This is a genomic window from Paenibacillus sp. MER 99-2 (genome assembly GCF_023714095.1).
In the GTDB taxonomy this organism is placed as follows: domain Bacteria; phylum Bacillota; class Bacilli; order Paenibacillales; family Paenibacillaceae; genus Paenibacillus.
Genome location: NZ_JAMAUZ010000001.1, coordinates 1,221,174 through 1,234,908, shown reverse-complemented (window position 1 = coordinate 1,234,908; position 13,735 = coordinate 1,221,174). Strand labels below are relative to the sequence as shown.

Sequence of the window (13,735 nt, the reverse complement as noted above, 5' to 3'; positions counted from 1 at the left end):
CAAAATGTGAATCGACAAAATTCGTTACAGCCGATATAATATCAATTAAACCAAGTGGAAAAGAGGGAAAGAACATGGCTGAAATTGTAATCCGAAATACGAACGAACGTATCACTGGAGACGAGAATGTTCGAAATTTCTTAGACAAATATGAAGTATTGTACGAAAAATGGGATGCGTCTAAATTGGACTCCGAGCTGCAAAACAACTTTGCACTTACGGATGATCAAAAAAGCGCCGTTCTCGAAACCTTTGACCATGAGATCAAGGACTTGGCTGCACGCCGCGGGTACCAGATTTGGGATGTAATCACATTATCTGAACAAACTCCAGACATTGAGGAGAAACTCGCTAAATTCGAAGAAATTCACACTCATGCTGAAGATGAGATCCGTGCAATCGTAGCGGGTAAAGGGATCTTTGTTATTAAAGCCACTGACGATGTAGGTTATTTTAATGTTGAGTTGTCTCCTGGAGACGTTATTTCTGTACCAGAAAGCACACCGCACTTCTTCACATTAATGGAGAACAAACAAATTATTGCCGTTCGTCTCTTTATCGAGAAAAATGGTTGGATTGCTGATCCGTATCCGGATCCTACATTCATTAAACAAGCTCAAAATTAATCACATACGAGATTGTGTGTGCTCAACAAACCCCCTGTTCCGCGGAACAGGGGGTTTTGTGTATGACGTCATTATACACCATTTGAATTTTTATATGAAATAGTGCGGATATTTGCTCTTAATCGTTTCCTGCTCCACCACAACGAGACGAAGATGTTGCTCCATCACTTCAACTGCTTGATCTGTTTTGCGTTCCGCAATAAGTTGATAAATTTCCTTATGCTGCGAAATGATATTGCTGGCGTTGGAGACCTCAGAGAGACGCAAAATCCGTAATCGATTAAAAGGAATGTTAAGCTGCTGAAGCATTTTCCAGGTTCTCATTTTCCCAGTAGCTTGAAATAGAATCTGATGAAATTCTTCGTCTAACTCAAACAATCTATAAAAATTGTTTTTGTCCGCGCTCACTTCCTGCATCGCAATATTGGTTTCCATTTTGAATTTGTATTCATCATCAAAGGAGGAACAAGCGAGCGTAACGATTTCTTTCTCAATCTTTTCTCTCATGAAACGCCCTTCTTCAACATGCTCCAAATTAATTTTGGAAACAATGGTTCCGCTCTGAGGAATGATATCCAGCAACTCCTCTTCGGCAAGCTTCATAAATGCTTCTCGTACTGGGGTTCTACTAACCTGCAATTCATCAGCAATTTCTTTCTCCGAAATCTTCGTTCCAGGCTCAAGCTCTAGATGAAAGATGCGTTCTTTGATGAGGTTGTATGAATAAGCTCGGGTCGAGCCTCTAATCTTCTGGTGAAGTGACATCGCTTAACCTCTTTCTATCAGCCGTATCCAACCATACTACCACAAATTGCCGTCCCACTAAAACTAGGTCAGTGTAACGGCAATCGGGTACATTATAGATTACATACTATTACTGATTATTTTCTTTGTACTTCTTGTACGTTTCATTAGAGATCTGAATATATTGCGACAAACCTTGTTTCTCTAATTCTTGTACAAACGTATCGAATTCTGAAATATCACGATCGCCAAGAATGAATTTCAGCGTATTCTGATCCGAGTAATCCTTCAAAGGCGTGCTTAACAATGTAACCTGTTCACGGTCAATGTCAGAGTATGGAATAGGTGGTTCTGCCGGAATGACTTCCTTCGTATCTTTCATAGCCTGTTGGAACTTCAACTCATCCTCGCTAAACATGGAATGAAGCAGATCTGTCGTTCCACCATAGGCAAATACACCACCTGAGAAGCCATAATCAATACGTAAATCCTTCGTTCCTTTTGGATTCAATCCGTTATAATTCACGTCGTCTGCCAATTTACGGACACCATCTTGTTTGGTATACGTCTCTCCTTCAACACCCCATTTAGCAAATTCCTGACCTTCGTCACTGTAATATAACCAGTCTATAAATTGCATTGTTGCTTTAAAGTAATCATTATCTTTAATTTTGCCTGAAATCATAACCCCGTTCTCAAGTCTAGAACCAGACATCAGTTGACCCTTCGGACCACCAGGCACGGTAATTTTGGCAATGGAGAAGTTCCCTTCACCTAATGTTTTATTCATGTCATTGCGATGTAGTACAAGGGTTTGCGAGTTACCGTTAATCATAAACGATTTACCAGAGACAAATTTTTGCGTAGCCTGATCATCATCTTGTGTAAAACTTTCTTTGTCCAAAAGTCCCTCAGACACCAACTTGTTAAAGTACGTCAGCATCTCCTTGTACTCTGGTGTTGTTGCAGTATACACAAACTCATCCTGATCTGCCTTATACGTCAAGCCGTTACCAAATCCCCATCCACCTTTTGTTCCAAAACCAGTGGCAGCGATGTTCAATGTGCTGTTGAATTCAAAACGATCGGAGAACGGAACGGAATCCGGATAAATTTCTTTAAGCTTTTTAGCTGCATCATATAACTCTTCCCATGTCGTAGGGATCGCAATATTATTTTTCTCAAACAGATCCGTTCTGACAATCAGTGTATAATCAGGCCAGACTTCTTCATGAAGACCTGGGAGTACATAATATTTTCCATCCTCTTGTCGCAATCCTTCAAGCTCATCTTCCAGTCCCCACTTCTCCACCTTATCCTTAAAGTTAGGCATCATATCAACATAATCACTCACAGGCAGAATCGCACCTGAGGATACAAAGGCTGACTCTTCACCAGGGTATGTTTTTGGAATTACCAAAGGCGCGTCACCAGAACTGATCAGAAGGGATCTTTTCTGAGGATAATCACTCATGGGAACAATCGTTGGATCCAATGTTACGCCCGTTAGCTCCGTTATTTTCTTGATTAATAGCCAATCCTTATTGTACGGATACGATGGATGATCACTATACAGAATTGGAAGTTTGAATGGTTCCGTGGCTTTAAATGTATCGCCGACATTATACGATTCCATCGCGCCTAACGTCTCAGCTTCTACTTTCCCTTCACTGCCACCTCCGCTACTACAGGCTGCCAGTACAACACTCATCATTGTTGCCAAAACCATCTTGCCTACAAGCTTACGTGGTCTGTGTTTCATTTCGTTACCCCCTGCGTGTGGTTTAAGTTCGGCCTTACAATCCAAATGAGAACTATATGCAATTGGGATTATTGTTTAACGGATCCCAACATGATACCGGTTACAAAATATCGCTGAACAAATGGATATATCGTGAGAATCGGTAAGATGGTAAGAACCATCGTAACGGATTTAATGTTTGCGGCAATTTGAGTTAAGTTATCGGCCGAGGCACCCGCTGAAGCGCCACCAGTTGCACCGGCAATCATATTACGCAAATAAATCGTGACGGGAAACAGTTCCTTTTTGTCGAGGTACAAGAATGCGGGAAACCAGGAATTCCAATGACCTACTGCATAAAATAGAACCATTGTTGCCATTACCGCTTTACTCAGCGGCAGTATGATTCTAAGCAAGATGCCATACGTATTCAGTCCATCAATGGCTGCGGCTTCCTCTAACTCCTCCGGCATATTTTCAAAGAATGATTTCATAATTAACATGTTATAGATACTAATTGCACCAGGAACCACAATCGCCCACATCGTGTTGTTGAAACCAAGATAATTGATCAACACATAGTTCGGGATCAACCCTCCGCTAAAGAACATGGTGAACACCGCAAACATGGTTAGAAATTTTCGTCCCATGAGTCTCTTTTTGGAGAGGGCATAGGCAAAGATCGTTGTCATGAACATTGAAATCAGCGTACCAACAACGGTGTAAATGATCGTATTTTTATAATTAGTCCAGAACATGCTGTCTGCGGAAATGGTTTTGTACGTTTCTACATTAAAGCCTCTAGGGAACAAGCTTACCTTGCCTGAGTTAATGTATGACTCACTGCTGAATGATTGCGCTACAACATTAAGGAACGGATATAGCGTAATGAATACAACAAAGATCAGAAAGATGGCGTTAAACACTTTGAACACTTTATAGGATTTAGATTCAATCATGCTGCCCCTCCTCTACCACAAGCTTCGCTGTGTCAGTCTGCGTGAGATTGCGTTAACCGAGAATACCAGTATCAATCCAATGATGGATTCAAATAGTCCAATCGCCGTTGCATAGCTGAAGTTACCTGTTCCCATGCCGACGCGGTATAGATAGGTAGAAATGACATCAGAAGTTTCATATATAAGCGGGTTATACAAGAGCAAAATCTTCTCAAAACCAACAGCTAAGAAATTACCCATGTTCAATATCAGCAAGGTAACAATTGTTGGTAAAATACCTGGGATTGTCACGTGAATCGTTTGTTTCCAACGGTTTGCGCCATCAATGCGTGCTGCTTCGTATAAGGAATCATCAATCGTTGTTAATGCCGCAAGATACAAAATCGCTCCCCAGCCCATGCCCTGCCAGATTTCAGAGGTAATATAGATCGTTCTAAACCACTCAGCTCTCTGCATGAACGGAATGCTCTCACCTGTAAAAAATGAGACTAGACTATTAATAGAACCATTCACTGAGGTCAATTGTAGAATCATACCTGCTACGATTACGATGGACAGAAAATGTGGAAGGTAGGAAGCCGTTTGCACAAATTTTTTGAAACGTTTGCTTTTCACTTCATTCAGCAAAAGAGCAAAAATGATTGGAACCGGAAAAGTAAATAGCAACGCGAGTCCACCTAACATTAACGTATTGCTAAACACTTTCCAGAAGGTTGGATCTTGTATGAACATTTGAAAGTACCTTAGGCCAACCCAAGTTTCTCCAAAGATACTCCCCCCTGGTACAAAACGTCTAAATGCAATAATATTGCCGATCATCGGTCCATATTTGAAAATGATAAGGTAAATAATGGGCAGAATTAACAATGAGTACAACTGCCAGTCCTTGCGGAACATTGCTCCCATTGTTCTAAGCTTGCTCTCTTTACGTAAAGATGTCATCGTTAGTGTGGCTTTAGCTGTTTCAGACTCCATGTGTCATTCACTCCGATCCCTATCTTGATAATGTAACTGAGAACTAATACTTCAATTGCAACTCCCACCTCTTCTTCCTGTTGAAGACATCTTACAGACCAACTTCACCCCCACTACGGAATAAACAAATCACGAATGTAAGCGATATCATTTTGTTGGATAAACGTTGCATCATTTAGACATTTTACCTGGAGAAGATCTGGTACTTTTCAGTTCTACACTCCTATTTGACTGAATCAAAATTATGTAAAGCGCTTACAAAATAAATGAAAATTAATACGGTATATTCAAACTTCACATTAAGACCAAAATTTGAAATAACCATACATTCAGTTTCCATATACTAGTCATACTAGTATGTTAGTTATATTCTAATGCAGGTAAAATATTATTTCAATAACTTTTACAAAAAAAATAAACATTGACTACGCTCTCCATAGCTGCTATTTTCTCCGAAAATATAAAAACATCAATGACCATGCTGGATGGGCTGCCATCTCAACATAAGTCATTGATGTTTGTAAATTACACCACACTGCAAATTTCTTTAAAATGTAGCAATGATCCGTTCCAATTCCGAAAGATGCTTAATCTCATGATCCGGTGTATAGGTTTCTGAGTTCTCTTTGTTCTCACGATTAATCCATACTGACTTAATCCCAGTAGATAGAGCACCTCGGATATCTGTCGTGAGCTTGTCTCCAACCATCATACTCTCTTCAGGTTGAACACCTAATTTGTCCAAAGCATGCTGGAAGATTGAAGGGTCAGGTTTACCTTTACCAAAAGAACCAGAAATAATGATTTCATCAAAGAAAGGCACGATCTCAGGAACGCCATCTAACTTCTCTTGTTGAAGAGCTGGACAACCATTCGTTAAAAGCAAAAGTTTGAACTTTCCTTTAAGATGACTTAACGTATCGATCGTTTCCTCATAGATATGAGGTCTAGATCTACGCTCTGCCCCAAACTGGGATGCCAATCTGTCCGCAAGATCTTGACGGTCTACACCCATTTTCAAGAGACCACGATACCATGAATCTCTACGATACGCAGGCGCAAGCTGCTCTAACTGACGGAACTCAGGTTGATCTCCACCTGTGAAGTTAGCCCATAGACCCTCAAATGGATTAATTCCAATCATCTTGGTGAACGCAAATGTCTCGTAGGATTCATACAGATTCCGTGCTTCATTACGAACAGCTTCTTCAAGTGCAGCCGGATCAACACCCGTCTCTGCCGCAGCTACAAGACAAGTTTCATGGAAAGCTTCTCTGACACTGCGCTCATCCCATAACAATGTATCATCTAGATCGAACAAAATTGCTTTTAACGTCATTACGGTCATCTTCCCCTTTATGCAGTAATTACTTTTTCTCGTAAGTTTCCACAGTAATCTGATGCGACTTGGCAAATCTCAGAAGACGCTCGGTAATCGCATCTGTATCGTAACGATTCAACAATTTAGTGAATACCCATCTCTTACCACGACCGTTGTGCTCAATGACAACTGTACCAGGCTCAATTCGGAACTTCACGATATCGTCAACACCGATTGACCGCTCACGGTTACCTTTAATCGTCGCAATCGTGCTGTTTCCAATCTTAAGGTAAGGACGACGGAGAAGAAAGATTACAGCCAAAAATACGTAAAGCAGCATGGTAACCCAATCCCAAGTTGTCATTGGAGCTTTAACAAGAAATGTACTCATAAATAGATACAGAAACGCAAGTCCAATCAAGAATATAGGGAACAACAGGCTGCGACCTTTAAAAATATCGACACCTGGTGTACCTGAAACTTGTTGACCATTCTTTTTGCGTTGATGATTCAACTGCTTAGAATTTTTGCGAACCGTTCTCTCGAACGAACGAGCCATGAGAATCCCCCTTATTTTGTCTTTGTATCGGCTTACATGACTGTAAACCAAAAGTTCCCCCTTATCTAAAAAAACAGCATTCTCAAAATAACAGTAAGAAACCTAAATATCGTAATGATATCATTAGGTTTCTCTAGTGTTTGAGTTTGCCTTGGCGGCCTTGATGTTTCTCATCATCCACAATTTCAATGGAATCTAACTGTTGTCTGAAATTGCTTCGGATGTTGTTCAAATAAATCTCTCTAAGTTTTGCACGCTCAGCAAGCTCTTCCTCTGATAAACCAGTAGATTTTTGTTTGCGAGCCAATTCGTTAATACGTGCTACTAGGCTATCTATATCCAATCTTGTCCCCTCCAAAATTACAAAGTCATATTAACTTTGACATGATCGGGACGGGTTGTCAAGGTCGGGGGCTGCTGGCTAGTTAGAATCTACTCTTTATTGGGAAATCTGGGGCAAAACCAACACTTGTCCAGCTTGAATTGTAGTCGATTGAAGTTGATTCACTTGTTTAATTGCTTCTATATATACACGCGTATCCATGCTTTCCGGTTTGTAATCTACAGAAATACTCCATAACGTATCTCCCTCAGAAACTGCGATTTTGCCACCGGGCAACAAATCGTTCTCATTCCCAGCAAATACTGTAAGCACTGTACTGCATCCAACAATTATAATGAAAGCCACCAAAGACAGTTTCAAAATCCAGGTTGGCATCTTCAGCTGTGCGAATGATTTCTGGAGATTACCTATGTTAGTCTTAACCGCTTCGGAATTTACTGGTTCATAAATACTTTGATAAGTTGAATATCTCATTAAAAATCGACCTCCAAACGTTTGTTCCTATCTGTTGAAAACAATATAACACGAACATTTGTTTTGTTCAACAACTTTTTCGGAACAATTGTTCGCTTTTTTCTCGCTTTATTTCCGACTTAAATCTTCCCTAGGTTATTCCCTAAGTCACAGGATTTATTATCTATGCTCGAAATTCCATCTTTTTGTAGCAAATTTCTTGATTTTATCCCATTTTATTTAGAACTTATGTTTGTACGAACGGAGGTTCTATGTTATAATTTTCCCAAACGTTACTAAATGGGGTTGATACGGTATGTCGAAGATATCCAGCAGGCAACAGGCTATTCTGGAGTTTATACGCAATGAAGTCCGGTTGAAGGGGTATCCTCCTTCCGTACGGGAAATTGGAGAAGCGGTTGGACTAGCTTCCAGCTCTACGGTTCACGGACATTTGGATCGTTTGGAGAAGAAAGGTCTCATTAGAAGAGACCCAACGAAACCAAGAGCTATCGAATTGTTAAGCCAAGAGGAATCAGAGCACTCCCACCAGTTCGCACACAGCGTTGCTCGCATTCCTGTTGTGGGTAAAGTAACTGCCGGTGTTCCAATCACAGCAACCGAGAACATTGAGGACTACTTCCCTCTTCCTACTCATTATGTAGGCGAACAAAAGGTATTTATGCTTTCTGTTGTTGGGGATAGTATGATTGAAGCAGGTATTGTTAATGGGGACTACGTGATTGTACGTCAGCAGCAAACTGCTGATAACGGTGATATCGTTGTTGCCATGACTGAGGACGACGAAGCTACAGTGAAAACCTTCTATAAGGAGAAGGATCATATTCGTCTTCAGCCGGAGAACGCCACATTTGAACCGCTTCGTTTGAAACATGTTAGCATCTTAGGTAAAGTTATAGGTCTTTTCCGCGATCTTCATTAATAAGATTTGATTTTCAGATTTCAATAATCACACATGAAATGAAATACACAAAGAGGTTGTCCTAATATTTAGGACAACCTCTTTTTTACGTTGCAACTTCCAAGATTATTACTGGGTACGTTTCATAATACTTTTGTGATGGGAGAACACATCAAAACTTTGCTGTCCATGGTACGAACCCATACCACTCTCCCCCACGCCCCCAAATGGCAGGTAATGTGAAGTCATATGCGATAACGTATCATTAATACAGCCTCCACCAAAGGACACTTGGTTCAGAACTTGCTCCTGTAATTGCTCATCTTGTGTGAAGAGATATAGTGCCAATGGTTTAGGCCGACGGACAATCTCATCTAACACGGGGTTAAGATCTTGATAAGTCATAACCGGAAGAATCGGACCAAAAATCTCCTCCTGCATTATGGCTGAACTCCAGTCCACATCACCCAATACAGTAGGCTCAATAAGCAGTTTATCACGCTCAGAACGACCACCAATCAACGCTTTACCATCCTCAAGGAATTTCGACACTCGATCAAAGTTACGGGCATTAACAATATGCGGGAAGTCCGGGTTCTTCATTACATCATTTCCGAATTTGTCCTGAATTTCATCTTGAATTAATGCAATCAATTCATCGTGCACTTGTTCATGTACAAACAAATAATCTGGTGCTACGCAGGTTTGTCCAGCATTGAGGTATTTACCACGTACAATACGTTGAGCCGTAAGCTTCAGATCCGCATCCTTGTGAACAATGACCGGACTTTTGCCCCCCAGTTCCAACGTAACCGGAGTTAGATGTTCAGCAGCAGCTTTCATGACAATACGCCCAACACCAGTGCTACCTGTAAAGAAAATATAATCAAAATGTTCATTCAACAGTTCTGTACTTGTCTCAACTTCACCTTCCATAACTGCAATGTACTCTCTAGGAAATACATCCTGAATCAGATCATTGATCAGACGAGAAACCGTTGGTGTTAATTCAGATGGCTTAATAACGGCACAGTTACCCGCTGCAATCGCTCCAATGAGTGGCCCAAATGCCAGTTGGAATGGATAGTTCCAAGGTGCAATAATTAGCGCAACTCCATACGGTTCTGCGTATATGGTACTTACTCCATCAGGTATCGCTGCAGCTGTAGGTACAGATTTAGGCGTAGCCCACTCCGCTAAATGCTCTAATGCAAAATCTAATTCACCCAGCACGATTCGAATCTCAGATCCGTATGCCTCAGCCTCAGATTTATTCAGATCAGCACGTAATGCATCTAATATGCGTTGCTGATATTTCTCAATTCCTGCTCTTAGTTGCTGAAGAGCATGGATGCGGTATTCAACGTTTTTAGTTTGACCTGTATTAAAAAATGTCCGTTGTTCGGAAACAAGTTGCTTTGCTTGATTCATATTAACATCTCCAATTAATGAGTTTTTTTAATTTTTAAAAATTAAATTGTTCAAAATATAAATGAATTATAACTCATTCATATGAAACTTTCAACATACTTAATACTGTTAAAACATTTGCACAATTATTGAATCACACAGTAAGGATTGAAGCCAATTATGATATTTACACTTATATACTTAACCCGTCTACCAAAAATTTATTTGTTTTTTGATGTCCATATTTGCTTAAATTAATAAAAAAGACCTATCAGCCACAGGCTGTAGGTTGAGTTATCATACACTATTGTACGTGTGGTCATTTCAATAGATCCACGTTCACAGTACCTGACATATTTTGCGCGGATGAAATATTCAGATAATACTCTCCAGTTGACCACGCCTCTTCACTAGAAAACGTATGGATCCCACCATCTGCTGGAACCGTGCCAGACATTGGCGCATGACCCGAGATCGTCCCCTGGTTTATGGTAAACGTAAACGGCTTCGAGCCTGAGTTTATAAAATCTATTTTTACCTGATTAAACTCTGTAGGAACACTAATCAGTTTGGTAGATGAAGTACCTGCGAGAGCCTCCCCCTTAAGAATATGTATGCTATGAGAAGTTGTATTGAATTGCTTTTCACTGACTGATTCTTTATTGAAACTCGAAATAGATGATCGTAGACCTACTATAATACCTATTACAACTATCATGGCTACTACTAATGGTAAAATGAATTTCATGAGTTCCCCCAAAAATCTAGAATTATACTTATTGTTACATATTAAAATATAACCTACATAAAATTATAAGTAAACTTTATAAAATATTGTAGGAATATACATTCATTATTTATAGTGGACTAATGCAGATAAAACAAAAAAGTCGCCGATTGGCGACATGATACAATCTGAATATCATTTTTTAACGTTTGACTTAAGTAACAAACTGAAGAGGGCTCCACCTATCGCTACGCTTGCGGCTAGTAAGAATGTATCTGCATAAGCTGTCATCGTTTCGGCAATAGGTTGTCTTGAACTTTCTACGCCCGATATTCTCGATCGGAGGGCAAGAAATTGCCCCAATCCAGCAATCGACAGAGGAATGATGAGGTTAGCGCTGGCTGATGTCAGAGGTGTAACACGATTGACGGATTCAGATGGAGCTGATTGCAAAATATACGTATTCAACGACATCATACATAGCCCCATTCCAATGCCAAGTAATCCAACAATACCTCCAATAACTAAACCGTTGGCTTCAGCAGAAATTTGCGACAGGATCATTAGAGCCAACCCTATGATTCCTAACCCCGAGCTTGCAAGTGGTCGAATCCCCACACGATCGAACAATCTTCCTCCTATTGGCATGAGTAGACCTGAAGTTACCGCCAACATGCTCATAACAATTCCAGCATCGAGAGGACTATAACCCCTGAAGTGTTGTAAATATTGTGGAATAAATACAATGGAACCATTTAGCGCGATGTATTGTATCCAACTTACAACCATTCCTCTTCGAAAGCGAGTTTCTCTGAAAGCACGGAGCTCTAATAAAGGGTTCGGATGTTTCGTTTCATGAAACCACAACCATACTAATAGAGAAACACCTACTAATCCCATTCCCCACACGATCCAGGTATCCAAATTCAAATTAATGCTTAACGCCAGTAACACAAATGATGTTGGAGCTATGAGCAGTCCAACAACATCTAAGCTTGTGCTGTTTGTTTCAGTCTTTTGTACCGAATCTTCCTTTAAAAGAAAACGTAGAATTAAACTAATCGTTATAAGGCCTATGGGGAGGTTAATCCAGAAAATCCAATGCCAACTGATAAATTCAAGCAGCCAACCGGACAGTATGGGTCCTGAGGCTGGTGCTATCAACATAGGTATACCTAACATCCCCATCACTTGGCCTTTTCGATCTGCTGGCGCCAAACGAAAGATCATTGCCATACCCATCGGTTGGATCATGCCTCCCCCTAAACCTTGCACAATTCTATAGATGATTAATTGATTAACATCCTGAGCCATAGCACATAATAACGATCCTAAAACAAACAAAATAACAGTATACAGAAAGGCTCTCCCTGAACCAAATCTGTCCGAAAACCAACCAGCCAATGGTATAGTCACTGACATAGCTAGCATGTATCCGGTAATAACCCATTGAAGGGTTTCAAAGGGTACATTAAATCCCTCACTCAAACTTGGAATAGCCACATTCATAGCTGTGCTATTGACCATAACCATCATCATGCCTGGAATAATAGCCAAGAGAGCAAGGATGAGTGCTCTGTTTTCTTTTTTAGGTATCGATTTATTCATGTTTCCTTCCCCCTTATTGAACATCGTGTTGAATAACTTTGTCTTGAGCCATTATAATGTCAAAGTAATCAATTACAATGACCATCAACTTTCGATATGTTCAATAATCAACACTCAGCATCATTGTGATTAATAAATACTGATTTTTTTGTATTTCAGGAGGAAGTCATGAACGCTAAAATGGATCGCCGAAGTATACGCACGCGCGAGATTCTTAGGGAATCTTTGTTTGATATGGCATCTAATAAACCGCTGGAGAACATTACGGTGAAAGAGCTCACTGATCAAGCAGGGTTAAATAGGGGTACATTTTATGTGCAGTATCAGGACATGAACGATTTTCTGGAACAGCTTAAAAATGAAATTTTAGAGGAATACCACAGTATCATTAAGAAACTAGGGTATCATAATGGAGGGCGAGAGCCATTTGTTGATCCACCTGTCGGATTTATTCGTCCTTTTGAATTTGTCCAACAACACGAACGTTTCTTTCGAATTTTCATGGGTTCAGTAGATTCAACAGGGTTCGCGAAGCAAATGTCCGAACTTATAAAAAATCAATTTCAATCCACTTATTTAATGAAGCATCGCCATCTCAAACCAACTGACATACCTGTCAAGCAGCTCTATTTATTCTCCTATTTGGCTTCAGCATATATTGGTTCGTTACAGCTTTGGATACAACGGGATTTTGATTTATCCCCGAGCGAAATGGCTATTTTATTTTCCAATATTTCCAGACTCGGGTCGGCTGGTTTGGAGTTCAAAGATTAACTTGTCTTTCGCAAGAATATTCAGCATCAAAAAATACCCAGTCGTTTGACCAGGTACGTTAATTAAAACTTAGTATAAACAATAACCCGCAAACCTTTTTGGTTAGCGGGTTATCTCTTTTAGCCCAGATCTTGTACAACAGTTCCTGAATAGTAGGCTCTCACATGTGATGGGCTAACTTGAACAATATTAGTTCTTCTGAGCATCCCGTAATAACCATCTGTATCAGAATAAAACTTGGTCGCAGGAATGTCAGCAGACGAAGGAAAATCTTGAGATATCGTCACATTCTTTTGTTTATTCATAATGGTAATATCAGAGGCTTGACTTGCCATTGCTGGTACAGAGATTGCCAAGAGAGAAAGGGACAAAACAGAAGCAGTTAATATTTTTTTCAAAGTCACAAGATCATCTCCTAGTGTTTTGTATGTATCACAAATACAATAATAGTATATTTTTACAATATTTTGTGTGACATTTGATACACTAACTCTCTGAAATACATAATCACTATACTTGAAATTTATATTAGCTCTGTAATCCAACTTATCTCTAATCTATCGATTTTCAGTA

Annotated in this window: 15 protein-coding genes; 3 read left to right on the top strand and 12 right to left on the bottom strand. The window is 40.0% G+C overall.

What is annotated here, in order from left to right; translation table 11 throughout:
• Positions 1 to 74: 74 nt before the first annotated feature.
• Positions 75 to 626 (top strand): acireductone dioxygenase, encoded by a 552-nt coding sequence (locus tag M3636_RS05620; RefSeq protein WP_056689982.1) that lies wholly within the window; start codon positions 75 to 77, stop codon positions 624 to 626.
• 90 nt (positions 627 to 716) lie between these two features.
• On the opposite strand, the gene M3636_RS05615 is transcribed toward M3636_RS05620, so the two are convergent.
• The 8 genes from M3636_RS05615 to yneA form a co-directional block, all read right to left on the bottom strand.
• A complete protein-coding gene (locus tag M3636_RS05615) occupies positions 717 to 1,391 on the bottom strand; it encodes a GntR family transcriptional regulator (protein WP_145410323.1) in 675 nt (224 codons plus the stop codon).
• 109 nt (positions 1,392 to 1,500) lie between these two features.
• Complete coding sequence (locus tag M3636_RS05610; RefSeq protein ID WP_145410325.1) at positions 1,501 to 3,132, bottom strand: ABC transporter substrate-binding protein; 1,632 nt, start codon at positions 3,130 to 3,132, stop codon at positions 1,501 to 1,503.
• Between the two features lie 68 nt (positions 3,133 to 3,200).
• Positions 3,201 to 4,070: a carbohydrate ABC transporter permease gene (locus tag M3636_RS05605; protein WP_128101727.1), complete on the bottom strand. Its 870-nt coding sequence runs from the start codon at positions 4,068 to 4,070 to the stop codon at positions 3,201 to 3,203.
• 12 nt (positions 4,071 to 4,082) lie between these two features.
• Positions 4,083 to 5,012: an ABC transporter permease gene (locus tag M3636_RS05600; protein WP_128104436.1), complete on the bottom strand. Its 930-nt coding sequence runs from the start codon at positions 5,010 to 5,012 to the stop codon at positions 4,083 to 4,085.
• Between the two features lie 580 nt (positions 5,013 to 5,592).
• Positions 5,593 to 6,384: an HAD family hydrolase gene (locus M3636_RS05595; protein WP_128101726.1), complete on the bottom strand. Its 792-nt coding sequence runs from the start codon at positions 6,382 to 6,384 to the stop codon at positions 5,593 to 5,595.
• Between the two features lie 28 nt (positions 6,385 to 6,412).
• Positions 6,413 to 6,925, bottom strand: coding sequence for a hypothetical protein (locus M3636_RS05590; protein ID WP_128101725.1), 513 nt, complete (start codon positions 6,923 to 6,925; stop codon positions 6,413 to 6,415).
• A gap of 133 nt (positions 6,926 to 7,058) precedes the next feature.
• The gene (locus M3636_RS05585) at positions 7,059 to 7,268 is read right to left on the bottom strand and encodes a DUF896 domain-containing protein (RefSeq protein WP_251381507.1); all 210 of its coding nucleotides are present in this window, start codon (positions 7,266 to 7,268) and stop codon (positions 7,059 to 7,061) included.
• Between the two features lie 96 nt (positions 7,269 to 7,364).
• On the bottom strand, positions 7,365 to 7,742 hold the full coding sequence (yneA, locus tag M3636_RS05580) for a cell division suppressor protein YneA (protein ID WP_251381506.1): 378 nt from the start codon (positions 7,740 to 7,742) through the stop codon (positions 7,365 to 7,367).
• A gap of 295 nt (positions 7,743 to 8,037) precedes the next feature.
• Here yneA and lexA point away from each other — a divergent pair, with 295 nt between their 5' ends.
• Entirely contained in the window at positions 8,038 to 8,664 is a 627-nt protein-coding gene (gene lexA, locus M3636_RS05575) for a transcriptional repressor LexA (RefSeq protein WP_128101723.1), read from the top strand.
• A 108-nt stretch (positions 8,665 to 8,772) separates the two neighbouring features.
• Here the strand turns inward: lexA and M3636_RS05570 are convergent, their stop codons facing one another.
• The 3 genes from M3636_RS05570 to M3636_RS05560 form a co-directional block, all read right to left on the bottom strand.
• Complete coding sequence (locus tag M3636_RS05570; RefSeq protein ID WP_251381505.1) at positions 8,773 to 10,074, bottom strand: aldehyde dehydrogenase; 1,302 nt, start codon at positions 10,072 to 10,074, stop codon at positions 8,773 to 8,775.
• 298 nt (positions 10,075 to 10,372) lie between these two features.
• Positions 10,373 to 10,801 carry a hypothetical protein gene (locus tag M3636_RS05565; RefSeq protein ID WP_251381504.1) on the bottom strand — a complete coding sequence of 143 codons (429 nt, stop codon included), beginning with the start codon at positions 10,799 to 10,801 and terminating at the stop codon, positions 10,373 to 10,375.
• A 174-nt stretch (positions 10,802 to 10,975) separates the two neighbouring features.
• Positions 10,976 to 12,388, bottom strand: coding sequence for an MDR family MFS transporter (locus M3636_RS05560; RefSeq protein ID WP_251381503.1), 1,413 nt, complete (start codon positions 12,386 to 12,388; stop codon positions 10,976 to 10,978).
• Between the two features lie 168 nt (positions 12,389 to 12,556).
• Here M3636_RS05560 and M3636_RS05555 point away from each other — a divergent pair, with 168 nt between their 5' ends.
• Positions 12,557 to 13,162, top strand: coding sequence for a TetR/AcrR family transcriptional regulator (locus tag M3636_RS05555; RefSeq protein WP_251381502.1), 606 nt, complete (start codon positions 12,557 to 12,559; stop codon positions 13,160 to 13,162).
• Between the two features lie 119 nt (positions 13,163 to 13,281).
• Here the strand turns inward: M3636_RS05555 and M3636_RS05550 are convergent, their stop codons facing one another.
• Positions 13,282 to 13,566 (bottom strand): hypothetical protein, encoded by a 285-nt coding sequence (locus M3636_RS05550; RefSeq protein WP_251381501.1) that lies wholly within the window; start codon positions 13,564 to 13,566, stop codon positions 13,282 to 13,284.
• Positions 13,567 to 13,735: the final 169 nt, after the last annotated feature.

Excerpts from the sequence above, each read along its gene's own strand:
- M3636_RS05620 (WP_056689982.1), top strand. The coding sequence starts at position 75 with ATGGCTGAAATTGTAATCCGAAATACGAACGAACGTATCACTGGAGAC.
- M3636_RS05615 (WP_145410323.1), bottom strand. The coding sequence starts at position 1,391 with ATGTCACTTCACCAGAAGATTAGAGGCTCGACCCGAGCTTATTCATAC.
- M3636_RS05610 (WP_145410325.1), bottom strand. The coding sequence starts at position 3,132 with ATGAAACACAGACCACGTAAGCTTGTAGGCAAGATGGTTTTGGCAACA.
- M3636_RS05605 (WP_128101727.1), bottom strand. The coding sequence starts at position 4,070 with ATGATTGAATCTAAATCCTATAAAGTGTTCAAAGTGTTTAACGCCATC.
- M3636_RS05600 (WP_128104436.1), bottom strand. The coding sequence starts at position 5,012 with ATGACATCTTTACGTAAAGAGAGCAAGCTTAGAACAATGGGAGCAATG.
- M3636_RS05595 (WP_128101726.1), bottom strand. The coding sequence starts at position 6,384 with ATGACGTTAAAAGCAATTTTGTTCGATCTAGATGATACATTGTTATGG.
- M3636_RS05590 (WP_128101725.1), bottom strand. The coding sequence starts at position 6,925 with ATGGCTCGTTCGTTCGAGAGAACGGTTCGCAAAAATTCTAAGCAGTTG.
- yneA (WP_251381506.1), bottom strand. The coding sequence starts at position 7,742 with ATGAGATATTCAACTTATCAAAGTATTTATGAACCAGTAAATTCCGAA.
- lexA (WP_128101723.1), top strand. The coding sequence starts at position 8,038 with ATGTCGAAGATATCCAGCAGGCAACAGGCTATTCTGGAGTTTATACGC.
- M3636_RS05570 (WP_251381505.1), bottom strand. The coding sequence starts at position 10,074 with ATGAATCAAGCAAAGCAACTTGTTTCCGAACAACGGACATTTTTTAAT.
- M3636_RS05565 (WP_251381504.1), bottom strand. The coding sequence starts at position 10,801 with ATGAAATTCATTTTACCATTAGTAGTAGCCATGATAGTTGTAATAGGT.
- M3636_RS05560 (WP_251381503.1), bottom strand. The coding sequence starts at position 12,388 with ATGAATAAATCGATACCTAAAAAAGAAAACAGAGCACTCATCCTTGCT.
- M3636_RS05555 (WP_251381502.1), top strand. The coding sequence starts at position 12,557 with ATGAACGCTAAAATGGATCGCCGAAGTATACGCACGCGCGAGATTCTT.